Origin of the sequence: Rhodoglobus aureus (genome assembly GCF_039527955.1) — a bacterium.
GTDB lineage: Bacteria > Actinomycetota > Actinomycetes > Actinomycetales > Microbacteriaceae > Rhodoglobus > Rhodoglobus aureus.
In genome coordinates this window covers 40,083-66,373 of sequence record NZ_BAAAKW010000030.1, presented here as the reverse complement: position 1 = coordinate 66,373, position 26,291 = coordinate 40,083, and the positions used below count along the sequence as shown (strand labels likewise).

General features: G+C 59.5%; 27 protein-coding genes and 1 pseudogene. All 28 read right to left on the bottom strand.

All coding sequences use genetic code 11. The features are described 5' to 3' along the window. Positions 1 to 231 (bottom strand): DUF6704 family protein, encoded by a 231-nt coding sequence (locus ABD112_RS08595; RefSeq protein WP_343924999.1) that lies wholly within the window; start codon positions 229 to 231, stop codon positions 1 to 3. A gap of 60 nt (positions 232 to 291) precedes the next feature. Continuing rightward, on the bottom strand, positions 292 to 861 hold the full coding sequence (locus tag ABD112_RS08590) for a Trp biosynthesis-associated membrane protein (RefSeq protein ID WP_343924997.1): 570 nt from the start codon (positions 859 to 861) through the stop codon (positions 292 to 294). Beyond that, positions 858 to 2,384, bottom strand: a complete 1,527-nt coding sequence (locus ABD112_RS08585) for an anthranilate synthase component I (protein ID WP_343924995.1) — start codon at positions 2,382 to 2,384, stop codon at positions 858 to 860. Before ABD112_RS08585 ends, ABD112_RS08590 begins: the two co-directional genes overlap by 4 nt. Beyond that, the gene (gene hisI / locus ABD112_RS08580) at positions 2,377 to 2,754 is read right to left on the bottom strand and encodes a phosphoribosyl-AMP cyclohydrolase (protein ID WP_343924993.1); all 378 of its coding nucleotides are present in this window, start codon (positions 2,752 to 2,754) and stop codon (positions 2,377 to 2,379) included. Before hisI ends, ABD112_RS08585 begins: the two co-directional genes overlap by 8 nt. Beyond that, entirely contained in the window at positions 2,751 to 3,503 is a 753-nt protein-coding gene (hisF, locus tag ABD112_RS08575; RefSeq protein WP_343924991.1) for an imidazole glycerol phosphate synthase subunit HisF, read from the bottom strand. Before hisF ends, hisI begins: the two co-directional genes overlap by 4 nt. Before the next feature lie 2 nt (positions 3,504 to 3,505). Then, complete coding sequence (gene hisG, locus ABD112_RS08570; protein WP_343924989.1) at positions 3,506 to 4,348, bottom strand: ATP phosphoribosyltransferase; 843 nt, start codon at positions 4,346 to 4,348, stop codon at positions 3,506 to 3,508. Positions 4,349 to 4,392: 44 nt separating this feature from the next. After that, the gene (locus tag ABD112_RS08565; protein ID WP_343924987.1) at positions 4,393 to 4,656 is read right to left on the bottom strand and encodes a phosphoribosyl-ATP diphosphatase; all 264 of its coding nucleotides are present in this window, start codon (positions 4,654 to 4,656) and stop codon (positions 4,393 to 4,395) included. Positions 4,657 to 4,717: 61 nt separating this feature from the next. Continuing rightward, positions 4,718 to 5,092: an FKBP-type peptidyl-prolyl cis-trans isomerase gene (locus ABD112_RS08560; protein ID WP_343924985.1), complete on the bottom strand. Its 375-nt coding sequence runs from the start codon at positions 5,090 to 5,092 to the stop codon at positions 4,718 to 4,720. 36 nt (positions 5,093 to 5,128) lie between these two features. Continuing rightward, positions 5,129 to 5,791, bottom strand: a complete 663-nt coding sequence (rpe, locus tag ABD112_RS08555; RefSeq protein ID WP_343924984.1) for a ribulose-phosphate 3-epimerase — start codon at positions 5,789 to 5,791, stop codon at positions 5,129 to 5,131. 13 nt (positions 5,792 to 5,804) lie between these two features. Next, on the bottom strand, positions 5,805 to 7,169 hold the full coding sequence (locus tag ABD112_RS08550; protein WP_343924983.1) for an RsmB/NOP family class I SAM-dependent RNA methyltransferase: 1,365 nt from the start codon (positions 7,167 to 7,169) through the stop codon (positions 5,805 to 5,807). Then, positions 7,166 to 8,086, bottom strand: coding sequence for a methionyl-tRNA formyltransferase (gene fmt, locus ABD112_RS08545; RefSeq protein ID WP_343925157.1), 921 nt, complete (start codon positions 8,084 to 8,086; stop codon positions 7,166 to 7,168). Before fmt ends, ABD112_RS08550 begins: the two co-directional genes overlap by 4 nt. 54 nt (positions 8,087 to 8,140) lie before the next feature. Beyond that, entirely contained in the window at positions 8,141 to 10,117 is a 1,977-nt protein-coding gene (locus tag ABD112_RS08540) for a primosomal protein N' family DNA-binding protein (protein ID WP_343924981.1), read from the bottom strand. Between the two features lie 2 nt (positions 10,118 to 10,119). Beyond that, positions 10,120 to 11,316, bottom strand: a complete 1,197-nt coding sequence (metK, locus tag ABD112_RS08535; RefSeq protein WP_343924979.1) for a methionine adenosyltransferase — start codon at positions 11,314 to 11,316, stop codon at positions 10,120 to 10,122. Between the two features lie 29 nt (positions 11,317 to 11,345). Further along, the gene (coaBC, locus tag ABD112_RS08530; RefSeq protein ID WP_343924977.1) at positions 11,346 to 12,545 is read right to left on the bottom strand and encodes a bifunctional phosphopantothenoylcysteine decarboxylase/phosphopantothenate--cysteine ligase CoaBC; all 1,200 of its coding nucleotides are present in this window, start codon (positions 12,543 to 12,545) and stop codon (positions 11,346 to 11,348) included. A gap of 11 nt (positions 12,546 to 12,556) precedes the next feature. After that, complete coding sequence (rpoZ, locus tag ABD112_RS08525) at positions 12,557 to 12,817, bottom strand: DNA-directed RNA polymerase subunit omega (RefSeq protein ID WP_343924976.1); 261 nt, start codon at positions 12,815 to 12,817, stop codon at positions 12,557 to 12,559. Further along, positions 12,810 to 13,739, bottom strand: a complete 930-nt coding sequence (gene gmk, locus ABD112_RS08520; protein WP_343924974.1) for a guanylate kinase — start codon at positions 13,737 to 13,739, stop codon at positions 12,810 to 12,812. Before gmk ends, rpoZ begins: the two co-directional genes overlap by 8 nt. Then, on the bottom strand, positions 13,739 to 14,581 hold the full coding sequence (gene pyrF, locus ABD112_RS08515; protein WP_343924972.1) for an orotidine-5'-phosphate decarboxylase: 843 nt from the start codon (positions 14,579 to 14,581) through the stop codon (positions 13,739 to 13,741). Before pyrF ends, gmk begins: the two co-directional genes overlap by 1 nt. Continuing rightward, complete coding sequence (gene carB, locus ABD112_RS08510; protein ID WP_343924970.1) at positions 14,574 to 17,888, bottom strand: carbamoyl-phosphate synthase large subunit; 3,315 nt, start codon at positions 17,886 to 17,888, stop codon at positions 14,574 to 14,576. Before carB ends, pyrF begins: the two co-directional genes overlap by 8 nt. Beyond that, complete coding sequence (gene carA / locus ABD112_RS08505; protein WP_343924968.1) at positions 17,888 to 19,027, bottom strand: glutamine-hydrolyzing carbamoyl-phosphate synthase small subunit; 1,140 nt, start codon at positions 19,025 to 19,027, stop codon at positions 17,888 to 17,890. The genes carB and carA overlap by 1 nt, the downstream gene beginning before the upstream one ends. Further along, the gene (locus ABD112_RS08500) at positions 19,024 to 19,518 is read right to left on the bottom strand and encodes a PH-like domain-containing protein (RefSeq protein ID WP_343924966.1); all 495 of its coding nucleotides are present in this window, start codon (positions 19,516 to 19,518) and stop codon (positions 19,024 to 19,026) included. Before ABD112_RS08500 ends, carA begins: the two co-directional genes overlap by 4 nt. After that, complete coding sequence (locus tag ABD112_RS08495) at positions 19,511 to 20,866, bottom strand: dihydroorotase (RefSeq protein WP_343924965.1); 1,356 nt, start codon at positions 20,864 to 20,866, stop codon at positions 19,511 to 19,513. The genes ABD112_RS08500 and ABD112_RS08495 overlap by 8 nt, the downstream gene beginning before the upstream one ends. Positions 20,867 to 20,894: 28 nt before the next feature. Further along, positions 20,895 to 21,842, bottom strand: a complete 948-nt coding sequence (locus ABD112_RS08490) for an aspartate carbamoyltransferase catalytic subunit (RefSeq protein WP_343924963.1) — start codon at positions 21,840 to 21,842, stop codon at positions 20,895 to 20,897. Further along, entirely contained in the window at positions 21,839 to 22,366 is a 528-nt protein-coding gene (gene pyrR / locus ABD112_RS08485) for a bifunctional pyr operon transcriptional regulator/uracil phosphoribosyltransferase PyrR (protein ID WP_343924961.1), read from the bottom strand. The genes ABD112_RS08490 and pyrR overlap by 4 nt, the downstream gene beginning before the upstream one ends. 101 nt (positions 22,367 to 22,467) lie before the next feature. Next, a pseudogene (locus ABD112_RS08480) lies at positions 22,468 to 23,294 on the bottom strand (ABC transporter permease). 13 nt (positions 23,295 to 23,307) lie between these two features. Continuing rightward, positions 23,308 to 24,348, bottom strand: a complete 1,041-nt coding sequence (locus ABD112_RS08475) for an aliphatic sulfonate ABC transporter substrate-binding protein (RefSeq protein ID WP_343924960.1) — start codon at positions 24,346 to 24,348, stop codon at positions 23,308 to 23,310. A 46-nt stretch (positions 24,349 to 24,394) separates the two neighbouring features. Then, on the bottom strand, positions 24,395 to 25,195 hold the full coding sequence (locus ABD112_RS08470; RefSeq protein WP_343924958.1) for an ABC transporter ATP-binding protein: 801 nt from the start codon (positions 25,193 to 25,195) through the stop codon (positions 24,395 to 24,397). Between the two features lie 92 nt (positions 25,196 to 25,287). Beyond that, positions 25,288 to 25,701: a transcription antitermination factor NusB gene (nusB, locus tag ABD112_RS08465; protein WP_343924957.1), complete on the bottom strand. Its 414-nt coding sequence runs from the start codon at positions 25,699 to 25,701 to the stop codon at positions 25,288 to 25,290. Then, the gene (gene efp / locus ABD112_RS08460; protein WP_343924955.1) at positions 25,702 to 26,265 is read right to left on the bottom strand and encodes an elongation factor P; all 564 of its coding nucleotides are present in this window, start codon (positions 26,263 to 26,265) and stop codon (positions 25,702 to 25,704) included. Positions 26,266 to 26,291 lie beyond the last annotated feature (26 nt).

The window sequence follows — 26,291 nt, the reverse complement described above, 5'->3', positions numbered from 1 at the left end:
CTAGTTGTGGGGCTCGACGGTGAGCTTGTCTCCACCGACGCCGTAGCCGAGCTTGCGAAGAACCAGTCCGACGATCAGCCCGACGACGACGAGGCCTGCCGAAGCGAATACAAGCCACGGCACGACGAACCAGAATGCGAGGGTTCCGATCGTGAACGCGACCAACATGATGACAACGGCGGTCCATGCCGCCGGAGAATTTCCGTGGCCGGGATCATTATCAGTACTCATCAGGCTCCATTCTTTGCTGATCCTAAATTGTAGCGGGAGTAAAGCTCGTGGTTATGCCATTCAACTAGCAGTGGGATCGATTCCTCGGCTCTGAGCGTCCCACTGAGATGCGGGATCATCGGCAACTACTGTCGATGCACGGTCGTATTTCTTGGTCGGCACTGGCCAGCGATGCGCTGTGAGGGTAGCGAATAATCCTAAGATAACAATGAGTCCCCCGGCAGCGATAGCCGGAATCGGCCACCCGCTGACGTTGACCGTGTCTACTAGGGCTCGAAGGGAATCCGCCCCGCCGATTCCGGTGGCGTCAGTGATCAATGCGCCAGACGCACGCAGCGGATCGGCTATTGCTGACTGGGCAACGGCAACTATTGCGCCCCCAACAACAGCAGCAAGAACCCCAAGAACGCGCCGAACCATGAGCGAAGAAAGACCGAGCGCCGCAACCAGCGCGAAGATGGAGAGTGCAAGTGCTGCGAGCGAACCGGCAGCATCACTGCCGAGCACGTCAACGCTAGATCCCTCGTTCAGGCTGACCGTGAACCACCGCTGGGTCCACGAGAGCATTACGGTGGCGCCGAGAAGCACGAGACCAGCCAACACGATGGGCCGAGAGCGTTTCAGGATCATGAATTCAGCCGCCGCATCGCATTTGCGACCGCAATCGCACGTAGTGGCGCCGCGGCTTTGTTCTTTGTCTCCTGGTGTTCGGCAGCAGGGTCTGAATCCGCCACCAAGCCAGCCCCGGCCTGAACGCGAGCGACTCCATCAACGATGGTGACCGTGCGGATCGCAATGGCGAGATCTGCGTCACCGGCGAAGTCGAAGTAACCGACGACTCCCCCGTAGACACCTCTTTGGGCTGGCTCGAGCTCATCGATGATCTCAAGTGCCCGGGGCTTGGGCGCCCCGGAAAGAGTTCCCGCGGGGAACGTCGCACGGAACACATCGACAGCTGATGCATTCGGCAAAAGGTCGCCCTCTACCGAAGAAACCAAGTGCATGATGTGGCTGAAACGCTCCACTTGCATGAACTCGGTGACAGCGACAGTGCCCGGCGTGCAGACCTTCAAGAGATCATTGCGAGCCAAATCGACAAGCATCAGGTGCTCTGCACGCTCTTTTGTATCTGCGAGAAGCTCTTCTGCCAGTTCGAGGTCGTGTTCGGTATCGGCACCGCGAGGGCGCGATCCAGCGATCGGATGCATGTGCACCCGCTTTTGCGAGACTTTGACGAGCGCTTCGGGGCTGGCGCCGACGATCGAATAAGGGCGGCCGTCAACATCCACCAGTGACAGCAAATACATGTACGGCGAGGGGTTGAGCGTGCGGAGTACGCGATAGACGTCAAGTGGAGTCGCGCTGAGCTCATGATCGAAACGCTGGGAAATCACCACCTGAAAGACATCGCCCTCACGAATGAATTCTTTGGAGCGAGCAATCGCGTGCGCGTACTGCTCAGGAGTACTTCGTGGGATTGGGGTGGGTTCGATCTCACTATCGACTTCAGCGAGAAAAGCCTCCGTCGGTCGAGCAAGACCAGCCTGCAGCACATCCAATCGAGCCTGAGCTTCGGCCCACATCGTTGCCGAGTCGAGGAGTCCGTCGTTGAGTATGGTCGAAATGAGCAGCACTGTGCCGTTGCGGTGGTCAAGCACGACGAGGTCAGAGACGAAACTCAGCGCTTGGCTCGGAACGTCGAAATCGGCGGGCGGAGCATCGGGAAGACTCTCCAACTCACGCACTGCCTCCCAGCCGACGAAGCCGACTAGTCCCCCAGTGAGAGGCGGATGACCGGGCACTCTGGGGGTCTTCCACCGTTCGTTGAGGTGCGCAAGCGCCTCTAGCGGTGCTGTTGGGCAATCATCACCGAGTACTCTCTCTCGTGACAGGCCGTAGTCGATCCAGTCGACGCTGCCTTCGTGCTGAGTGAGCACGCCGAAGCTGGCGACTCCGACAAAGGAGAAACGCGACCAGATCCCGCCTTGCCCTGCGGACTCGAGAAGAAATGTTCCTGGCTTGGCCTTGGCAAGCTTGCGATACACGCCAACCGGGGTTTCACCGTCGGCAAAAACCTGACGGATGACCGGAACAACTCGATTGCCCGCTGAGACAAGTCGCTCAAACTCTGCGTGGTTTGTGGTGCTATTCAACGGAGAATCCCTGAAGCGGATCGAGCGGGTCAACCTCGAAGCACGAGTGCGCTCCTGTGTGGCACGCCGGCCCGACCTGTTCGACTCCCACGAGAAGAGCATCACGATCGCAGTCCAACGCTGCCGTACGCACGTACTGGCGGTGACCGCTGGTGTCGCCCTTGCGCCACAGTTCTTGGCGGCTGCGGCTATAGAAAGTTACTCGACCCTCCGTCAGGGTTCTGGTGAGAGCTTCAGCGTTCATGTACCCAAGCATGAGTACCTCTTTGGTATCCCACTGCTGAATGATCGCCGGCAGCAAGCCGTCTGGCGCAAACTGTGCGCGCTCGAGCACATCGCTCACGGTTGCGGGGGTGAGTTCGTCGCTCATCGGGTAACCAATCCATGATTTCGAAGGGCTTCTTTGACATCGCCAACTGTCAGTTGGCGATTGTGGAACACGGATGCTGCGAGCACGGCATCAGCACCGGCCGCGAATGCTGGGGCGAAGTGCTCAACCGCGCCTGCACCGCCGCTGGCGATGACGGGCACCGTAGCAAACTCACTGATCGCAGACACGAGTTCGAGGTCGAAACCCTGCTTGGTACCGTCTGCGTCGATGGAGTTGACAAGCAGTTCGCCAGCCCCCCGTTCCATCACTTCGTGCGCCCACTCGATCGCATCACGGTCGGTCTCAGTGCGCCCACCGTGGGTAGTGACGATCCAACCGTCCCCGCGCCGCTTGATGTCCAGGCTCAGCACCAAGACTTGAGCACCAAATCGTCGAGAAATCTCGTCAATGAGCTGCGGTCGAGCGAGAGCGGCGCTATTGACGCCAACCTTGTCAGCACCATGAGCGAGCAGCTTGGAGACGTCATCCGGCTCCCTGACTCCTCCGCCAACGGTTAGCGGGATAAAAATTTGTTCTGCAGCAGACCTCACGACGTCGTACATCGTTGCGCGGCCCTCTACTGTTGCGGTCACATCAAGAAAAGTGACCTCATCGGCCCCCTGCTCGTAATACATACGGGCAAGTTCGACTGGGTCACCCGCGTCGCGAAGGTCCTTGAAGTTGACGCCCTTCACGACGCGACCATCGGCGACGTCGAGGCACGGAATAACCCGGACTGCGACAGTCATCGCTAGATCCTCGCTGCGTGAATGGTGCTGACGAGAATGGCGCGTGCACCGACGGCGTAGAGCTCATCCATGACGTGGTTGGTGTCTTTGCGGCGAACCATCGATCGAACAGCCACCCACTCAGGATCCTGCAACGGCGAAACCGTAGGGCTCTCGATTCCTGGTGTCACCTTCGTCGCTGCTTCAAGAAGCCGCACGGGCACGTCGTAATCGATCAGTACAAACTGACGAGCTACTAGCACACCTTGCAAGCGGCGTTGAAGGGTAGCAACGCCATCGCCTTCCGCAGTGCTGGAGCTAATGAGCACCGCAGTCGAGTCGAGGATGACGGGGCCGAAGATCTCGAGACCCTGGGCGCGGAGAGTCGACCCTGTCGACACGACATCAGCGACAGCATCCGCAACCCCGAGCCGAATCGCGGACTCAACAGCACCATCGAGGCTGACGAGCTCGGCGTCTACGCCGTTGCGCTCGAGAAATGCGCCAACGAGCCCTGCGTAGCTGGTCGCAACCCGCACACCGTTGAGATCAGATAGTTCAGTAAAGCGCCCTGGGGCTCCGGCAAATCGAAACGTCGATCCCCCGAAGTCGAGGCTCGCGATTTCTACCGCTGGCGACTGCGAATCCAGGAGCAAGTCTCGGCCAGTGATACCGACGTCAAGGGCGCCCGAGCCGACATAGGTAGCGATATCACGGGGGCGAAGGTAGAAGAACTCAACGCCATTGCGTTCGTCGCGCACGTTGAGCGCGCGGGGGTCTCTGCGGCCAACATAGCCGGCCTCGGAAAGCATTTCGGAAGCGGTATCGCTCAGTGAACCCTTGTTGGGCACTGCAACTTTTAACATGTCAACTCTCAGTCAGTTCGCGCGAAAAAGGGGGTGTACTGGCGTCAGAGATGTCGCCACACGTCCTCGGGAGTAAGCCCCTTGGCAACCATCAGAACCTGGAGGTGATAAATCAACTGTGATATTTCTTCGGCAGTTTCTTCGTCAGACTGGAATTCGGCTGCCATCCACACTTCAGCAGCCTCTTCGACGATCTTTTTGCCGATCGAATGCACGCCGGCATCGAGAAGGGCAACCGAGCCTGAGTCGTCGGGCCGATCAACCGCTTTGCGGGTTAGCTCTGCAAAAAGTTCGTCAAAGTCTTTCACACGTCAAGGGTACCGTCCCGAAGGACGGTCCCTCGCCGTTTTACTAGAAGCGAACGTCTGCCTAGTTAGTGCCGAGAAGATCGATCACGAAGGTCAGGGTGCGACCAGACAACTGGTGTCCTCCGCCTGCGGGCCCGTAGGCAAGGTGCGGCGGGCAGATGAGCTGACGACGTCCGCCAACCTTCATGCCGGGGATACCTTCTTGCCATCCGCTGATGAGAGCGGTAAGCGGAAAGTTGATTGACTCTCCGCGGCTCCACGAGGAGTCGAACTCTTCGCCCGATTCGAAATCGACGCCCAGGTAGTGAACGTTGACAGTCGCGCCGGCTGTGGCCTCAGCTCCGGTTCCTTCTTCAATATCAATAACAACGAGTTCAGCGGGCGCTTGACCCTCATAGAACTCGACCTCTGGCTTGGTTTTTCCTGAATCGCTCATGGGACTAGTCAACCAGACGCGCTAGCTACGAGCTGACTAGTGACGGTGAGCGCTCGCACGTTCGCGCAATTCGGTGACACGACGCGAAGGATCAGCTCCGCGAAAGACGGATGAGCCAGCAACAAAAGTGTCGGCGCCGGCCGCTGCTGCAATTTCGATCGTGCGTTCGTCGACTCCACCGTCCACTTCGAGCCACACGTCGAGCCCACGCTTGTCGACCAGTTCGCGCAACTGGCGCAGCTTCGGCATCGTCTCTTCCATGAAACTCTGACCGCCAAAGCCGGGTTCGACAGTCATGACGAGCACTTGGTCGAACTCTTCAAGTAGTTCAAGGTAGGGCTCCACGGCCGTGCCAGGCTTCAGCGCGACGCCGGCGCGTGTGCCCTGAGATCGCAACGTGCGTGCCAATGCAACAGCATCCTCTGCCGCTTCTGCGTGGAAGGTGACCGCAAAAGCGCCCAAGTCCGCGTAGTCAGGCGCCCAGCGTTCAGGATTGCTAATCATGAGGTGCACATCGAGTGGAATCGGTGAGACCTGCTGAATACGTTCAGTCATCTGCAACCCAAACGTGAGGTTTGGTACGAAATGGTTATCCATGATGTCAACGTGCACGAGGTCAGCATTTGAGATCCGCGAAATATCGCGTTCAAGGTTTACGAAATCGGCAGCGAGAATACTGGGGTTAATACGTACTGACATAGCGAGAGCCTATCTAGGAGTCTGCCTTCACAAGCAGCTGAATGAACATTGCGTCGGTGCCGTGGCGGTGCGGCCACAGCTGCACGTGACTCGCTTCTGGCATGTCTAGTTCGTGCACTGCGATTTGGCGCACGACCGCTGGAGTATCCATCTTGGTTACGCTCGGAACCTTGCGAAGCACCGAACCAACGACCGCTTTCGTTTCTGCGGCGTGCGGAGAGCACGTGACATACGCAAGCACCCCACCCGGCTTCAGCGCATCAAGAGCGGAGTGGAGCAACGCGGTCTGCAGAGCGCCAAGCTGGGCGACATCACCTGGTTGTTTACGCCAGCGCGCTTCGGGGCGACGCCGCAGAGCACCCAACCCGGTACACGGGGCGTCAAGCAAGATTCGGTCGAACTCCCCCGGATGCTCCTGGCCAATCTCAACGCCGTCTTTCTCCCACACCTCGGGAGGGACATCAAACACGGCAAGAGCGTTGCGCACAAGCTTCGCCCGAGCAGGAATGAGTTCATTTGCCGTTAGCTGAGCGCCACCAAGGAGGGCTTCAGCGGCGAGCAGCGCAGCTTTGCCACCGGGGCCAGCGCACATATCGAGCCATGACTCACCCGCAACAATTGGCCGAGCTCGGCTCAACGCGAGTGCAGCCAACTGAGAGCCCTCGTCCTGCACGCGTGCTCGCCCCGAAGCGACTGCTGCGTTCTTGCCAGGGTCACCCTCACGCAAAATTCCACCGACCGGCGAATACTCGGCGATGGTCACATCAATGTGTGCGGCATCCGCGAACCCTGGCAGAGCGGCAACAGACACGCGGGCAGGAACATTATCGGCGGCCAACAAACCCTCAAGCTCGACTTCACGCCCCTCAGCGACCAACACCTGCCGGAACGCACGCGTAACCCAGAGCGGATGCGAATACGCCAGCGCGAGGGCTTCCTCTCCCGACCCCGCCGCACCAATAACACGCTCCCGCCACACCTCTGGTTCGTGCTTCGTGATCGCGCGCAAAACTGCGTTGACGAAACCCACTGCCGAACGTGAACCAATCGTCTTCGCCAAGCGAACCGACTCGTCAACGGCGGCGTGCGAGGGAACGCGCATCGACAACAACTGGTGGGTCGCGAGCCTCAACACATCGAGGACAGGCGGATCAATCTTCGAGACAGCACGCCCAGCAGCCTGCGCAATCACGGCGTCGTAGTAGCCCTGCATGCGCAGTGTGCCGTAGGTAAGTTCGGTGGCAAGACCTGCGTCAGCTGGCGAAAGCTTCGCCCGTTCGAGGTGAACCGGCAAAAGCAAGTTGGCGTACGCATCGGACTCGCGCACCGCCATGATGACATCGAGCGCGACTCGACGGGCTGACTGTGCGTAGCTCACGAAGCCACCACCTCTGATTCTGAATTCAGGCCGCGCCACCAGGCTGCGGCATCCATTGCATTACGCCCCTCCGGGTGAACCCGGAGAAGCTCGATTGGTTCTGTTGCTGTGCCGACAAAAACCTTCTTGCCGACGAAGTCAATGCGCCCAACAGGCAGGGCCGGTGTCTCGCGCGCAATTGCTGCCTCGAGAACTTTTAGCCTCTTGCCATCGACCTGGGTCGATGCACCGGGCTCCGGAGTGACACCCCGGATCTGGTCGTGTACTGCCTGCGCTGGCAGAGACCAATCGATTCGGCCGTCATTCAATGTCAGCTTCGGAGCCAAAGTGACCTCTCCTGACTGCGGCACCGCGAGAGCGCTGCCGTCTGCCAACGAATCAACCACCCGAGAGAGCAGGTCCGCACCAGAGAAGGAGAGTTGCTTAAGCAGCGCACCGGCAGTCTGTTGTGCACCGATCGGCTCTGTCATCGTCGCGAAAATGTTGCCGGCGTCTAGCTTCTCAACCAACTGGAAAACAGTGGCGCCAGCGAGAGTATCGCCGCCCATGATCGCTCGCTGAACTGGCGCTGCACCGCGCCACTGAGGAAGAAGCGAAAAGTGTAGGTTGATCCAGCCCAGGCGCGGAACCGTGAGCACCTTCGCGGGCACGAGACCGCCATAGGCGACAATCACACCAAGATCGACGCCGAGCGCATCGATTGCAGCGCTTGCTTCGTCATCGAGACGGTTCGCCCGAATGACATCGATGCCGGCGTGCTCGGCCCGCGCGGCAACGGGAGTCGGAGTCATTACACGGCGGCGTCCCTGCGCAGAATCGGTGCGGGTGAGCACCCCGGCGATCTCGTGGTCACTCTCTAGGAGTGCATCGAGACTCGGAACAGCAACCTCGGGGCTGCCGGCAAAGAGAATTCGCAACGAAGTCATCCACCAATTCTCTCGCGAAATTGCACGGGGGTTCGCACAGTGCGGCTACAGATCAACAAAGGGCTCAAGATCGTCGAGGTGAACTCGCAACCCGGGCGCCGGCTGGCTGGCTCGCGGCATTCCCGGTTTGCGATTACTGCGCGACACGGTCGTCGCAGCCACAACGAGTGCCTTCAGCTGTTCTGCAACTGCAGGACCCGCCTTGTAGTCGAACCGGATGATCGTGCGCACGACGCCATCAGGAAGATCTACTGGGCCCAATACATCCAGCGGTTCAACCGGCAATTGCTCTATCGCTGCGGCGACGAGTGCGACTTTGCCGGTGAGCGTTGCCACACGAATCGCCGGCGGAAACCGCAGTTCTCGGCGATCCGCGAGCTCAGAGCTTGCGAAGTCTTCTTGGCGCCACGTGACGAGAGCCGTCGCTAGGGCTCCGCCCACCCCGACGACCACGGCCGGCGCACCGTCGGCTGCCAACGCAATCGCATTTGACCACCAGCGAAGGCAATCCTCCGACACGCGCAAACTTTCACGGGCCAGCATGCCTGCACCGTCAAGGAGCAGCACCGCACGGTAGCCACCCTCAGCGACCGGTTCGGCACCCCGTGTTGCGATCACCAGCGACGGCTCTGACGAGACGGTTGTGACCTGATGATCTCCATCGGCCACAATCACGCGGTAGCCGGGAAATGCTCGCCCCAACTCGTCAGCGGTTCGGGCGCTGCCGGAACCAACCATCCGCAGACGAGTGCCGTCACACTCACGACACCGCCACTTCACGGCCAACGCCCCACACCACACACAGCTTGGTGTCGAGGAGGCGGAGCGTTGCGCCAGTGGTCCGGCACAGGTTGTACATCGTGCAGTCTGAGCGCAATCCGCACAAGCGAGCCTAGGGGCGTAGCCGGGACGGGCTACCTGAACCAGAACTGGGCCCTCATCGAGCCCCGCACGCGCTGCTTTCCACGCTGCCGACGGGATGCGAGCAATTGCGGCAAGCCGATCTTGGCTGACCTGATTGGCCGAAGGGATCACCTTCGGCGGACGAATTCCTCCGGGGCTCATTGCCCCAAACCACCCGACCTCAACAAGGCGCTGCACTTCGGTGCTGCGGGAGTGGCTCAAGAATACGAGCGCACACTGCTGCTGCTCTTGGCGAAGCAACGCTGCGTCTCGAGTGTGGATGTACGGCGAGAGGTTCTCGCTGTAAAGCGAGTCTCCGTCGTCCCAGACCACGAGAAGGCCTAACTTCGTCGCTGGTGCGTACACGACCGACCTGTTGCCGATGATCACATAAGGAGTGCCGTCGTGCGTCCTCAGGAAATTTCCATAGCGACGCTGAACGCTCTGGCGCGCATCGAGGCGCAGAATTCGATCCTCGGGGACGAGTGCAGTTACTGCGGCTTCGAGTTGCTCCTGATCACGAAAATCAGGAGTGGCCAAGATCGCCGTCGAGCCACGAGCAAGCGTCTGGGCGGCCAATTCGGCCATGGTCACCGCCCATCGGCCGACCCACTTGCCTGGCGAAATTTCAACGACCCCGGTCGGCGCGGCCAGGGCCGCGCGTTTGTTCGCAGCGAAAAGGGTGGTGATCGAATCAGCATCGAAATAGGTGACCGCCAGCGGTTCGCCTGAATGCTCGTAGGAAACCATTGCAGGCTCCGGAAGTGACTTTTCAGCTCGGGCGTGACGCTTAGGGATCCCCAATCGCAACACATCGGCTGCGTTTCCCGCGGCCCGATCCGCCGCCGCACGGGCAAGAGTCCAGACTTCTGGCGCGAGAACGGGGAACGGTGAGATGACCGAATCGAGCTCACTCAACTTGCCTGCGTAGCCCACCGTATCGGTGAGTTCAACAATCCACCCCTCGACCAGGCGGCCCAGAGTCTTCAGCGGAGCCTTGACTCGAACGCCAGCACGGGCTTCCTCCCGAAGGTTCTCGGGAATTGCGTAATCGAATAGTCTGTCGAGTTGCGGCAGCGGAGAGTCAATGAGCACCCGTGCGATGGATGCTTCAGTCATCTCTAGAGCCCAGCGGCCCTGCGAAGAGCCTCAACGCGGTCGAGTCGCTCCCACGTGAACTCGGGAAGTTCACGACCGAAGTGACCGTAGGTTGCCGTCTTCGCGTAAATGGGCCGCAAGAGATCAAGGTCACGGATGATGGCGCCAGGTCGCAGATCAAATACTTCATTGATCGCACCCAAGATGGCCTCGTCAGAAACGTGACCCGTGCCGAACGTTTCCACATACAGGCTCACCGGCGCAGCGCGACCGATTGCGTAGGCAATCTGAATCTCGAGACGATCGGCAAGGCCTGCCGCTACAGCGTTCTTGGCAACCCAGCGCATGGCGTAGGCAGCCGAGCGGTCAACCTTCGACGGGTCTTTGCCACTGAATGCGCCGCCGCCGTGACGCGATGCTCCGCCGTACGTGTCGACGATTACCTTGCGGCCGGTTACTCCAGCGTCGCCCTGCGGACCACCGATTTCGAAACGGCCGCTTGGATTCACGATCGCTTGCAGGTTCGACAGATCAAGACCAGAGCTCTCGGCAATGGGACGAACGACGAGTTCTTCGATCTCGGCGCGCAACTGTGCCGTCGAGACGTGTGGCGAATGCTGGGTCGACAGTACGACAGTCTCAATGCTGCGCGGGATATCGCCCTCGTAGCCAACCGTCACCTGGGTCTTGCCATCTGGACGCAAATAGTCAACCAGCCCGAGCTTGCGAACCTCAGCAAGTCGTTCCGCCATCCGGTGCGCAAGCCAGACCGGTGCTGGCATGAGCTGAGGGGTTTCGATGGTCGCGTAGCCGAACATGACGCCCTGGTCACCAGCGCCGAGAACGTCGAGTTCGTCGCTCGAGTCTCCTTCACGGGTCTCCAAAGAAACATCAACCCCCTGCGCAATGTCTGGCGACTGCGCGCCGATAGAGATCGAGACGCCACAGGAACGACCATCGAAGCCAACGGCCGAGGAGTTGTACCCAATCTCAGAAATGCGGTCCCGAACGATAGCGGGAATGTCGGCATAACCGGATGTTGTGACCTCGCCAGCGACGTGAACAAGACCAGTGGTTACCAGGGTCTCAACCGCAACACGAGCGTGAGGATCTTCCTCAAGCAGAGCATCCAAGATGCTGTCACTGATCTGATCGCAAATCTTGTCGGGGTGTCCCTCGGTAACAGACTCCGAGGTGAAGGTGCGCAGGGGCGAAGTCATAAGCCGTCTCCGGTAGTGATGAATGGATGTCAGCGGGCTGCGAACACAAGATCCAGAATGCGGTGGGCCACCGACAACTTGCTTCCGCTTGCCTCGCCCACTCTATCTCCGGCCTTGTCGATAACGACGACAGTGTTACGGTCCGAGGCAAAGCCTTCAGTCCAACCCACACGGTTGAGAACCAGAAAGTCACAACCCTTGCGTGCAACTTTGGCGCGACCCAGTTGCAGAAGCGCATCGTCGTCTGGTTCAGTCTCTGCCGCAAACCCGACGATCAGTTGATCGCGTGAACGGTTGTGTGACAGCCCACGCAAGATGTCAGGGTTCTCTTCCAGACGCAGTTCGAGCGTGCTCGAATCACTGCGCTTCTTAATCTTGGACTGAGCGGTCTCGGCCGGGCGGTAGTCAGCAACCGCAGCAGCCATGACCACCAGATCTGCCGCTGTAGCTTCGGCCTCAACAGCCGTTTGCAGCTCTAGCGTTGTGCCTACTTCAACGAGCCGGACGCCCGCCGGCGCCGAAACCTCAAGGTTGGCACCGATCAGAACTACGGAAGCGCCACGTGCGGCAGCAGCGCTCGCAACAGCAACACCCTGCTTTCCGCTCGAACGATTGCCGATAAATCGAACAGGATCGAGAGGCTCGCGGGTGCCGCCCGCAGTGACGAGCACGGTGCGGCCGGCGAGATCGCGAGAGGATGCCACCGCAGCTAAAGCGGCGGCAACAATGTCGTTCGGTTCTGACATCCGGCCGGGTCCGCTGTCTGTGCCAGTCAACTGGCCTGATTCTGGACCAACAATGTAGATGCCGCGTGACCGCAGCGTCTCAATATTGGCGACCGTTGCCGGATTGAGCCACATTTCGGTGTGCATGGCTGGAGCAACAACAATCGGCGCTGTGCTGGCCAGAATGGTGTTGCCGAGGAAGTCGCTTGCCTGACCAGTCGCGATCTTGGCGATCGTGTTGGCAGTAGCGGGCGCGACCACGATCACGTCGGCAGCCTGGCCGACAGAAACATGGCGCACCTCATCCACACCCTCGTAGAGGTCTGTATGAACGGGGTTGCGACTTATCGCCTCAAGCGTCGGCAATCCCACAAACTTGAGCGCGTTGCTCGTGGCGACGACGTGAACGTCGTGGCCCGCGAGCACAAGCTCCCGCACAACGGAGACCGCCTTATAGGCAGCGATTCCGCCAGAAATTCCGACGACTACGTTGAGCGCGGTCACCGAAGTAGCTACTATTCGCCGCTGAGTCGCTTGAGCTCGAGCTTGTTTTCGTTGATCTCGCGAAGAGCAACCGAAAGGGGCTTGTCTTCGATCGTGGAGTCAACGAGTGGTCCGACGTTGTCGAACAGGCTGCCCTCGTGGAGGTCTGCGTAGTAGTCGTTGATCTGGCGAGCGCGCTTGGACGCGAAGATTACGAGCTGGTACTTGGAGTCAACCTTCGACAGCAATTCGTCGATGGGGGGATCAATGATGCCCGAGTTCTTGTCAGCCATTGGAGTGCTCCTTGGAGTCGGAAGTGGTCGCGCCAGCGGGCGCATCCATCAATTCTACGACTTCTTGAGCCGCTTGGCTTACTTCTGTGTTCACAACTTTCACATCGAACTCTTCTTGAGCCGCCAATTCGACCTTTGCGGTCTCTAATCTGCGGGCCTGTTCGGCACCATCCTCGGTGCCACGACCGATCAATCGACGCACCAATTCTTCCCACGTTGGCGGCAATAGGAACACCAGTAGGGCTTCGGGCATCACGGTGCGAACGGATCGGGCACCCTGCAGATCGATCTCGAGCAGAACGCGCTTGCCCTCGGCAAGAGCCGCATCGATCGGCGGGCGTGGCGTGCCGTAGCGGTAGGAATTATGCACGACCGCCCATTCAAGCAGCTCATCATTCGCGATCATCGCGTCGAATTGGTCATCACTGACGAAGTAGTAGTGAACTCCCTCGATCTCCCCCGGCCGAGGCTTACGAGTTGTCGCTGAAACGCTGAGCAAGACATCCGAATGATTTTCGCGGATGTAGCTCGAGACTGTTCCCTTGCCGACAGCAGTCGGGCCAGCGAGGACCACGAGGCGCGTCGGCTCTGGGCCTTGGCGATCTGTGAGGTAGGCGGTGAGTCGATCGCGTTGCTTCGGACCGAGACCACCTACCCGTTTGCGTTCGGCGATCGCGAGTTCTTCCATCACGGTGTCAACGCGGGTCGGCCCGAGCGATGGCACGCTGAGTAGAAGCTCGCGCACCAGCAGTCTCGCTTCAGGGCTGTCCGGCGTCGCCCACGCTGTGCGCGCGACGCTCAGCGCGGTCCGAGCACGCTCGGCCACTTCGCGCTTGACGGAAGCGCGAGCCCTGCGGGCAGCAATCGCTGCCCTCGATGCAGCAGCACGGTCGACCTCTGGGGGTTCCGGACGCGGACCCATTAGCGCACCTGCTCACGAAGTTGCGACCGCAATGAGCGTAGTTCCGACGAAATCTGGCTCGATCCCTCTTGGAGAACGCTCCGCGAGACCGTGACGATCGTGTTGGCGACCGCGGCACCGTAAAGCTCACGCGCCTGCTCAACCTGGGCTCCCTGAGCACCAAAACCTGGCGCCAAAACAGGTAGATCAATCAACTCGTCGACGCTCATGCCGTAGTCGGCCACATTCACCGTCGCACCAATAACAACGCCAAACGAACCAAGTCCGCTCTCTGAATTCAGCGCACGAACATCGCGAACGACACTGGCAGCGACCGTGGCACCCTCGTGTTCGCCCTCAAGAATGCGAGCAGATTGGATGCTGTGAGCCGAAGCATTCGACGTTGCCGCGAGCACGAAAATGCCCTTACCCGCGTCTCGCGCTAATTCAAACGGACCCGAAAGCTCGGAGACACCCTGATACGCAACCGCGGTCATCGCGTCTGCCTCCAACGGCGATCCCGGCGTAAGCCAGGCCTGACCGTAGGCATCAACCGATGAGGAAAGATCGCCGCGCTTAACATCGGCGATAACGAGCAGCCCAGCTGAACGCGCCAATGCGAAAGACTCCTCGAGCACCGCATAGCCGGCAGAACCGAAGCGCTCGAAGAATGCAACCTGCGGCTTGATCATTCCTACGTTGCCTGCTGCGGCATCCACTGCACGCAACGCAAATTCGCGAACGCCATGGACGTCATTGGAGAGTCCCCAACTTTCGAGCAGGAAGGGATGAGGGTCGATGCCCATACAGACACCGCCGAACTCCTCGAAGGTGGCGGCGAGCCGCGATGCGAAACTAGGCATTGTTCGCTACCTTCTCGAGCTCAGCCGCACGATCGAGGGCGTAATCCTGAAGCGACCGCACGTCGAAACCGTCTCGGATCGCCTCGAACGATGCCACGGCGGCGGCAAGTTGGGCGATCGTCGTAAAGATGGGCTTGTCAGCCGCGACTGTTGCCGTGCGAATCTCATAGCCATCGGCACGAGCGCTTCGTCCGCTAGGCGTGTTGATGACAACATCCACCTTGCCCGCGTTGATGAGCTCGACAATCGACGGCTCTTCAGCATCAACTTCTTGACCCATGAAGTACTTGCGCACCACGTGAGCTTCGATACCGTTGCGGGCCAAGATCTCGGCAGTACCGTCAGTGGCGAGGATCGTGAATCCCAGCTGGCTGAGGCGCAACACCGGGAGAATCACCGCGCGCTTGTCACGGTCAGCAACCGAAACGAACACGGTACCGCTGTCGGGCAATCCACCGTAAGCAGCTTCTTGACTCTTCGCGAAAGCCTTCGGGAAGTTGGAGTCGATACCCATCACTTCACCGGTCGAGCGCATCTCCGGGCCAAGCACCGAATCGACAACGTTGCCTTCTACGGTGCGGAAGCGTTTGAACGGAAGCACGGCCTCCTTCACCGACACCGGCGACGTTGAGGGCACTTGCGAGCCGTCAAGAACGGGGAGCAGGCCACTCTCTACGAGCGAACGGATGCTGGAGCCAACCATGACGAGAGCAGCTGCCTTCGCCAGCGGGATACCAAGAGCCTTCGACACGAACGGCACGGTGCGGCTAGCGCGCGGGTTGGCTTCGAGCACGTAAAGGATGCCCTGCCCAATGGCGAATTGCACGTTTATTAGTCCACGCACGCCCACACCCTCGGCTATTGCCAGTGTCGCGTCGCGGACTCGCTTGAGCACATCGCGCCCGAGCGTCACCGGAGGAAGGGTGCATGCTGAGTCACCGGAGTGGATCCCGGCCTCCTCGATATGCTCCATGATTCCGCCGACATACAACTCGGTACCGTCATAAAGCGCGTCGATGTCGATCTCGATTGCGTCATCCAAGAACCGGTCGACCAGCAGCGGCGACGTCTCTGAGATGATCACGACATCGCGCACCCGATCGAAGTAGTCGGCGAGTGCAACCGTGTCGTACACAATTTCCATACCGCGCCCGCCGAGAACGTGCGACGGGCGAACCAGGACGGGATATCCAATGTTCTCGGCGATGGCGATCGCTTCGGCCTGGTTGGTTGCCGTTCCGTTCTTGGGAGCAAGAAGGCCTGCATTGTCGAGAATGGCCGAGAACAGCCCTCGTTCCTCAGCAAGGTCAATTGCTTCGGGGGTTGTTCCGAGAATCGGGATGCCGGCATCCTTAAGCCCCTGAGCAAGTCCGAGAGCGGTCTGGCCGCCGAGCTGAACGATGACGCCCATCAGCTCGCCACTCTTGCTTTCCGCGTGGATGATCTCCAGCACGTCTTCGAGCGTTAGGGGTTCGAAGTAGAGGCGATCGCTGGTGTCATAGTCCGTTGACACTGTCTCCGGGTTGCAGTTGATCATGATCGTTTCGTAGCCCGCATCGGAGAGAGCGAACGAAGCGTGCACACAGGAGTAGTCGAACTCGATGCCCTGACCGATGCGGTTTGGGCCCGAACCCAAGATGACAACCTTGCGCTTGTCGCTCGGAACCACCTCGGTTTCAGAATCGTAGCTCGAGTAGTGGTATGGCGTCAGAGCGGGGAACTCCCCCGCGCAGGTATCGACCGTCTTGAAGACGGGACGCACATCAAGATTCCAGCGCCGGTCGCGAACTTCGGCCTCAGAGACGCCGCGAATCTCTGCGATCTGGATATCACTAAAGCCGTGATTCTTGGCGTGGGTCAGCAGCGCGGCGCTGAGTTCAGGAGCATCCGCAACATCGACTGCTACTTCGTTGATGAGCGCGATTTGATCGACGAACCAGGGATCAATCTTGGTGGCCTCGAAGACCTCCTCGGTTGTCGCCCCAGCACGCATCGCTTGCTGCACAGTAATGATGCGACCATCAGTGGCAATCGATGAGAGCGCGAGCAGTTCAGCCTTGTTGCCGACCGGCCCGTTCCAGTGGAAGCTTGAATCGCGCTTCTCGAGCGAACGGAGCGCCTTTTGTAGCGCTGTTGAGTAGTTGCGGCCGATTGCCATGGCCTCGCCTACCGACTTCATGGTGGTCGTCAGGCGGGTATCAGCCGCCGGGAACTTCTCAAAAGCGAAGCGGGGAACCTTCACCACGACATAGTCGAGAGTTGGCTCGAAGCTTGCGGGGGTGACCTTGGTGATGTCGTTCGGGATTTCATCGAGGCGGTACCCAATCGCCAGTTTTGCGGCGATCTTCGCAATCGGGAAGCCCGTCGCCTTAGAGGCAAGAGCGCTCGAACGGGAAACCCGCGGGTTCATCTCAATAACAATGACACGGCCATCAGCGGGGTCAATCGCGAACTGAATGTTGCAACCACCGGTATCAACACCGACCGCCCGAATGATGTCGATGCCAATGTTTCGCAGATTCTGGTATTCGCGGTCGGTGAGCGTCAGCGCCGGGGCAACAGTGATCGAGTCACCAGTGTGAACACCAACAGGATCGACATTCTCGATCGAACACACGACAACAGTATTGTCTGCGGTATCACGCATCAGCTCGAGCTCATACTCCTTCCAGCCCAGGATGCTCTCTTCGAGAAGCACTGAAGTGGTTGGACTCTGATGCAGCCCATCAGTGACCATACGCACGAGTTCTTCGCGTGTGTACGCGAAACCAGAACCCAGTCCGCCCATGGTGAACGAGGGGCGAATCACGAGCGGATACCCGAGATCCTCGGCAAAATCGACCGCCTCAGCAACGGTAGTAGCAATGTGTGACTTGGCGACATCCGCACCGCAATCAAGCACAAGCTGCTTGAAGATCTGGCGGTCCTCGCCCTTGTTGATGGCCTCGAGGTTGGCGCCGATTAGCTCAACGTTGTACTTCTCGAGGATGCCGTGAGCGTCGAGCTCGATGGCAGCATTGAGTGCGGTCTGGCCACCAAGGGTCGGAAGCAGGGCATCCGGACGCTCCTTGGCAATGATCGTCTCGATAACCTCCCACGTGATCGGCTCAATGTAGGTCGCGTCCGCGAAATCGGGGTCTGTCATGATCGTCGCTGGGTTCGAGTTCACGAGAATGACACGGATGCCCTCCTCACGCAGCACGCGGCACGCTTGCGTTCCCGAATAGTCAAACTCTGCTGCCTGGCCAATGACGATCGGGCCAGAACCGATAACGAGCACCGATGAAATGTCTTGTCTCTTGGGCATTACTTGCTGTCCTTTGCGTTCTCGAGAACAAGGTCGCGGAACCTGTCGAAAAGGTAATTTGCGTCGTGCGGACCGGAGGCCGCCTCGGGGTGGTACTGCACGGAGAAAGCGGGAACGTCGAGTGCGCGCAGACCCTCAACAACGTTGTCGTTGAGGTTGACATGGCTCACTTCGACCCGGCCGAAGCCGGCTGGTGACTGGCTGATCTCGCCAACTGGGGCGTCAACCGCGAAGCCGTGGTTATGCGAGGTGATCTCGGTACGCAGGGTATTTACGTCGATGACGGGTTGGTTGATTCCGCGGTGACCAAACGGCAACTTGTAGGTGCCGTAGCCGAGCGCGCGACCCAGGAGCTGGTTGCCGAAGCAGATCCCGAAGAATGGCAACCCCTTTTTGAGTACTTCGGTCAGGAGTGCAACATGGGCGTCGGATGCGGAGGGGTCGCCAGGGCCATTCGAGTAGAAGACGGCAACCGGCTCAATGGCAAGCATCTCGTCGAAGCTGACGGTCTGAGGCAGCACGTGCACCTCAAAGCCACGCTCGGCCAAGTAGTTGAGAGTAGAGGTCTTCACACCGAGGTCGAGCACAGCCAGACGGCCGATGCTCTCACCAATAGCGTCAACCACATATGTTTCAGCCGTCGAAACCTTTGAAGAGAGGCTTCGACCGGTCATCTGCGCGGTATCTTTCACTGCTGTGAGCTGTTCTTCGTGGCTCAGCTCGGCGTCAGTACCCGAGAAGATGCCGCCACGCATTGAGCCAGAGTCCCGCAGGCGACGGGTGATCGCTCGAGTGTCTACGCCGCTGATACCCACAATGCTCTGCTCGGTGAGCTGATCATCTAAGGAGCCATTAGCTCGATAGTTCGAGACAACGCGGCTGGCGTCTCGAACCACGAAGCCGGAGACCCAGATTCGTGATGATTCTGGGTCTTCGTCGTTGACGCCGGTGTTGCCGATATGAGGTGCCGTCATGACGACGATTTGGCCCACATAGCTGGGGTCAGTGATCGTCTCCTGGTAACCCGTCATTCCGGTCGCGAACACCACTTCGCCGAGTCGCTGTCCGCGGGCACCGTAGGCCTGCCCGAGATAGCGTGTGCCATCTTCCAATACGAGCACTGCTGCTTCACAAGTCATTGGGACTGCCTTTCATTGCTAACAACACCAGCGAGCTCCTTGTCGGAAGCTTCAGGGTCGTCCATTCGGAAATAGCTATCGACCGCGGTCCCATCGAGTGTCCACTCGATCACCTGCAGTCCGTTTTGTTCGACCACACGGTCGATAGTCCACGTTGCGCGCACGATTCCTCGCACGTCGGCGCGGGGAATCCAGAGATCGCGTTCGCCAGCACGGAAAACCGCAATGCCCGCTGGGTGAACTTCAATTGTGCAGTTACCGCGGAATCCTAGGCTGTGAACGGCGACGCGATTGAGCTGGTCTCCCGCGAGAGTTGTTGACACGTACTTACCGTTAAAGCTGGGGTGTCCGGCAGGAAGGTCGACTGGTGGTTGCTGCGGCACAGCGATGTGCGACTGGCGACGCTTACGCGCGTACCAACCCGCCACCATCAGGCCAAGAAGTAGCACTACAACGCCAATCACAATGAGCGTTGAAACATCTTTAGACATGGTTCGCCTCCGCAGCCGCGAGGCGAGCGTTGTGAGCGACCTCGTCAACCTCAACAACATCACCATCCCGGACAGTTTCATAGCCGTTGTGGATGGTCGTCATGACTCGACCGGGAAGCGTGCGCCCCAAGTATGGAGAGTTCACGCTCTTGCCGCGCAGCGAGTCAGCGCTAAACGTTGAGCGTGCGCTCGAATCAAGAAGCACAAGGTTCGCTGCCGATCCGACGGCAAATGGGATGTCATAGCCATCGAGACGACCGATCTGCGCTGGCGTCTGCGAGAGAACGCGCGCGATATCTACCCAGCTCAGCTGCCCGGTGTCGACAACTGCTTCTTGTACGATGTTGAGGGCAGATTCGAGCCCGACCATGCCAAAGGCGGCTTCGGCCCACGAGCACTCTTTCGCCTCGGGCGGATGCGGTGCGTGGTCGGTCGCGACGATGTCGATGGTTCCGTCGGCAAGGGCTGCTCGAAGCGCCTGCACATCCTCATCGCGGCGAAGCGGTGGGTTCACCTTGAAACGAGCGTCATAGCCACGAACAAGTTCTTCGGTCAGCAGGAGGTGATGCGGGGTGACCTCAGCGGTAACCGAAATGCCGCGGGCTTTGGCCCAGCGAATCACGTCAACCGAGCCCGCGGTGGAGAGGTGACAGATGTGGAGCCGCGCACCGACATGCTCGGCGAGCAGAACATCGCGGGCAATGATCGACTCTTCGGCGACCGCAGGCCATCCGGCGAGGCCAAGCTCGCTCGATACAGCGCCCTCGTTCATCTGCGCATCCACGGTGAGGGTCGGCTCTTGAGCATGCTGAGCGACGACCCCGTCAAAGGTCTTCACGTATTCAAGCGCGCGACGCATCAGTAGAGCGTTGTGCACGCACTTGCCGTCGTCGGAAAACACGCGGACTCCCGCACGCGAGTTCGCCATCGCGCCAATCTCAGAGAGCGTAGTTCCCGCAAGACCCTCAGTGACCGCACCGATGGGGCGCACCGTAGCGTAGCCGTGGGTGTCCCCCAACGACTGCACTTGCTCAACTACTCCGGCAGTGTCCTGCACCGGCATGGTGTTCGCCATCGCAAAGACGGCAGTAAAGCCGCCCATTGCCGCGGCACGGCTGCCTGACAATACAGTTTCGCTCTGTTCAAAGCCTGGTTCGCGCAGGTGAGTGTGAAGATCGACAAGACCCGGAAGAGCTTGCAGCCCGGCTGCGTCGATTGTGCGATCCGCAGAACTATCGTCGGTGAACACGCCACGATCAATCGTGAAGTCGGCGCGCTTGCCGTTAGGCAAAGTTGCGTTGACGATTCTGATACTCACGAGAGTCCTCTTCTCTGGGGTGATGCACATGCAGGGACGGCACGGGCTAGTTCTGCGTTCACCGCTCCACAGCTCCGGACAGCAAGTGATACAACACCGACATCCTCACTGAGACGCCGTTTCTTACCTGTTCGAGCACTGTCGACTGCGGCGAATCTGCGGCTGCAGCCGAGATTTCTAGGCCACGATTCATCGGCCCAGGGTGCATAACCATGCTACTTGCTGGCAGGGCCCGCATCCGTTCGTCATTGAGTCCCCACTGCTTGGAATATTCGCGAGCATTCGGGAAGAACGCGGCAGCCATTCGTTCGCCCTGCACACGCAACATCATGATGACATCAGGGCGTTGAGCGATGGCGTGATCAAGGTCATACGACACCTCTACGGGCCAACCGCTGAGGTTTACCGGCAGCAAGGTCGCCGGGGCAACGAGCGTGACTCGCGCACCAAGCGTTGTCAGTAGCCACACGTTTGAGCGGGCGACCCGGGAGTGCACGATATCGCCAACAATCGTGGCGCTTACACCGTCTAGGTCCCGGCCTCGTGCAGCTGAACCGTGAAGCCTACGACGAATGGTGAAGGCGTCAAGCAGCGCTTGAGTTGGATGCTCGTGCGTGCCGTCACCCGCATTCACAATGCCAGCGTCGATCCATCCGCTGTCGGCAAGAGTCTTAGGAGCACCGGATGCCCAGTGCCGCACAACAACAGCGTCGGCACCCATCGCTGCGAGCGTCTGGGCGGTGTCTTTGAGGTTCTCGCCCTTTGACACGCTCGATCCCTTAGCTGCGAAATTGATGACGTCTGCGCTCAGTCGTTTCGCTGCGGCTTCAAATGAGATTCGGGTGCGCGTGGAGTCTTCGAAGAACAGGTTGATGACGGTCTTGCCGCGTAGCGTCGGCAGTTTTTTGACTTCGCGCTCGCCGACTGCAGCCATATCTTCAGCAACATCGAGAATCGCGATGGCTTCGTCGCGACGCAAGCCCTGCGTCGTGAGTAGGTGCCTCATCCGATCGTCACCTCGTCGGCTCCATCGATCTCTTCAAGGCGCACGTTGATGCGTTCCTCCATCGAGCTTGGAAGGTTTTTGCCCACAAAGTCGGCACGAATCGGAAACTCGCGATGGCCGCGGTCGACGAGCACGGCCAATCGCACAGCGCGCGGACGGCCAAGATCGCCGAGAGCGTCCAGGGCAGCACGGATGGTGCGGCCGGAGTAAAGCACGTCGTCAACCAGCACGACGGTCTTGCCATCGATGCCGCCGCTCGGGATGTCGGTTGGCCCTGTTGCCCGCGTGGGATTCTGGGCGAGATCATCGCGATACATCGTGACGTCGAGTGCACCGGCCGGGATGACCGCGGAGTCCACTGACTGAATGATCGCCGAGATCCGCTTTGCGAGCGTGACGCCGCGCGTCGGGATGCCGAGGATGACGAGATCGTCTGAACCGCGATTGGACTCAAGAATTTCGTGGGAAATACGAGTCAACGCTCGGGTGATATCAGCATGCTGCAGCACTGTACGTACAGACATTCTGACCTCCTTCCCCGCCTCTCTGGACGGAATTTAAAGGAAATCTGTTTCACCGACTATAGCGTGCTCAGAGGCCCAATTCATACCCACGTTTGACGGCTCTACGACCCCCAACGTTTGAGCAAGAAACGTTCGAGCAGGCCGACCGCAGTATCAGTGAGTTTACCGAGCAGTCCAAGCAAGAGGATTGTCAGGAACAGCCGATCGATACGGCCGTTCTGTTGAGAGTCCACAAGCAGATAACCGAGACCCAAGGATGCTCCGAGCAACTCCCCCGCTACAAGAAACAGCCAGGCTTGCGCAAGCGCAAGCCTGAGAGAAGAGATGACCGCGGGCACAACGGCAGGCAACTGCACGAGACTCAGTAGGGCCGTGCCGGAGTAGCCGTAGCTTCTGCCCAGTTCGACCAGGTGAGCATCCACATGCCGCAGAGCCGACGTGACAGTCGTGTACACCGGAAAAACGCGCCGATCGCAATAAGCGCGACCTTCGAGTCTTCACCGTAGCCGAGGTAGAGCCCGAGCAGCGGCACCCACGCGAGCGACGGTACTGCGCGCACGGCGACCAGTGTCGGCGCAAAGAGTTCAGAGAACCGAGATGACAATCCGACGATCGCCGCAAGCGCCAGACCTACGACGGATCCAATCGCGAAGCCCAACAGCACACGCTGAGTCGAGATAGCGACGTGCTGATAGAGCACCCCTCGCTCAGCGAGATCCATTCCAGCGGCCCAGACGCTGAACGGTGTCGGCAGACGATAGCTCGGCACAAGTCCCGACGTCGCGATTGTCTGCCACAGTACGACCAAAACGATAGGGACAACCGCGCCCAGAATGGTCGCGCGCACCCAGCGACGTGGGCGACGAGAAGTTGTGGTGGGAATGGGCGCCGGGGCGGCCTCGACGTTACCTACGACGGGCCGCTCCAACACACTCGACCTATTATTCTGTGACACGGCTCGGATCCGCACCGTCGACGAACGACGCCTCGAACAGTGACGCGAGAGCGTCATCAATCTGCGACTGGTCTGCAACGGCACCCGAGTCGACAAAAATCGGGCCAATCACGTTGAGCACATCACGCTGCTTCTGACCCGGGGCGGGGTGAATAGCGAGATTTGTCCGTTCCAGCGACACGGAATGAGCGATCGGAAGATCGATACCAGCTACATCGGCAAAAATCGCGGCAGCGTCATCCGGGCGATCAGCAGCCCACTGACGTGCCTTCTCGTAGGCATCGACGACCAGCTGCGCGAGGTCGGGCGACTTCTCCAAGAAGCTTTCGGTCGCGTTCAAGAACCCGTAACTATTGAAATCTGGGTTGTCGTAGACGATTCGCGAACCGGCATTCACAACGGATGCACTCATGAGCGGGTCGAGCCCAGCCCACGCATCCACGGCTCCTGACTCCAAGGCAGTCTTTCCATCAGCGTGCTGAAGCTGGGTGATCGTGACCTCATCAAGTCCGATTCCGAACTCCGCGAGAGTCTGAAGCAAGAAGAAGTATGGGTCGGTTCCCGCATTGGCCCCAATATTCTTACCGCGCAGATCTTCGGCCGATTGAATAGGAGAATCCGCGGCAACGACGATGGCGGACCAGTTCGGCTGCGAGTAGACATCAACCGTTTTAATTGGCGAACCATTGGCGCGCGCCAGAAGTGCTGCAGACCCAGCAGTGGAACCAACGTCGAGGGCTCCTGCGCGCAGTGCATCGTTTGCAGCGGCCGAACCGGATGACTGAATCCACGTCACTTCGACATCGTCGCCAAGGGTTTCTTCTAGCCAACCCTCTTCTTTGATGATGAGGCTGAGCGGGTTGTAGCTGGCGAAGTCCACCGTCAGTTGGTCGCTGGTCCAGCCACCGGCATTGTTCACGGCTTCAGGAGCAAGAGCTGAACCTTCACCAGCAACGCAACCGGAGAGACCGAGCGTAAGCGCAACAGCACTTGCCGCGAGGGTAGAGACGAGAGATCGGCGAGACATAGTTTCCTTCGTGAAATGAGATTGGGAGAGAAGAGAGGATGGGGCACTAAGAAGAGGTGAGGTGATGGGTGGGAACGCCGAGGCCGTCAAGCAATTCGACGCGCAATTCGGCTAGGTCGCCGCTGCCCCGGTCACGCGGTCGGACACCAGGCACCGTGACCGTGGAGAGGATGCTCGCGGGTTCAGAGGATGCCTCGCTGGCTGGCGCCCCAAGGAGAATGACGCGATCGGCGAGATAAAGCGCTTCGTCGACGTCATGGGTCACGATGACAATTGTCGCCGGCTCTGCCGCATGCAATTCGAGGAGTAGGTCTTGCATCGCAAAACGGGTCAGCGCATCGAGTGCCCCGAAAGGCTCATCCAGCAGAAGCACGCCGGGCCGACGCGCCAACGCGCGCGCCAACGAAACACGCTGGGCCATGCCGCCAGAAATCTCACGCGGACGAAGATGAGCCGCTGCAGAAAGTTTCACCAACTCAAGAAGATCAGCGGCCCGGTCACGTTCACCGTTACTGCGCTTGCCTCGCGGAAGCCCAACCTCGACATTTCGCGTGATCGAACGCCACGGAAGTAGACGCGGTTCTTGAAACGCAATCGCCGTACGCGCGTCGAGACCAGTAACAGGCTCTCCGCCGATGTCGATCGTTCCATAGGTCGGCGAATCTAGCCCACCAATGTGACGCAGAAGCGTCGACTTGCCGCAACCAGAGGGGCCGATAAGCGCGACGATCTCACCTGGTGTGATGTCAAGGAGCACACGACGCTCGCCAAAACTCCGCGAAAGCGCGCGGATCGACACAGATAGCGCGTCTGCTGCGGTTGTGCGGCGTAGGGATGAAGAACTCATCCCTGAACGCTAGGACCACACGATCGCGCTGCCAATCTGAGCCATGACGTAGCGTCACGCGAGTGCGTAACGCTACGTCACATAAGGGCTAACTATTCGTGGCTGGCGGCGATCCGACCGAGCAAACCATTGATGAAACCAGCCGAATCTTCGGTGGAGTGCACCTTGGCAGATTCGACGGCTTCAGAGATAGCGACACCCGTCGGCACCTCGTCGTTGTACAAGATTTCCCACAGACCAATACGCAAGAGTGCGCGATCCACCGCAGGCATCCGGTTGAGTGGCCATCCCTGAGAATAGGTTTCGATGAGTTCATCGATCTCGTCACCATGAGCAGTGATTCCCAAAACAACCTGCTGGGCATACGCCCATGAGGTTGCCCGTGCTGGGTCATTCATCGCTCGTGACGACTCTGCTGCCAACGCTTCGTTAATGCTCTCGCCACGAACATCGGCACCGTACATAAGGTCAAGCGCGCGCTTGCGCGCCTTGCTGCGTGCCCCCACTTAGTCGTTCACGCGACCGAGGTAGCCGCCATCGCGGGTGTCGACCTTGACTCGGGTGCCCTGCTCAAGGAACAGCGGAACCTGAATCTGGTAGCCAGTCTCAACGGTGGCGGGCTTGCTGCCCCCCGTTGAACGGTCGCCCTGAAGACCTGGCTCCGTGTACGTGATTTCGAGAACTACGGATGCTGGCAGCTCTACATAGAGCGGCTCACCATTGTGCAACGCGATTACCACGTTCTGGTTTTCGAGCATGAAGTTCGAGGCGTCGCCTACAGCGGCAGCGCTCAAGGTGATCTGGTCGTAGTCGCTCGTGTTCATGAACACGAAGTTCTCGAGATCCTTATACAGGTACTGGAACTCTGAACGGTCAACGGTCTCGGTTTCAATCTTCGCGCCAGCGTTGAAGGTGCGGTCAACGGTCTTGCCGGTGCGCACGTTCTTCACTTTGGTGCGGACAAAGGCGCCGCCCTTGCCTGGCTTGACGTGTTGGAACTCGATAACGGTCCACAATCCACCGTCCATGTTGAGAACGACGCCGTTCCTGATGTCAGCGGTAGAGGCCATGCGTAAATCCGTTTCTGTTAACGAGC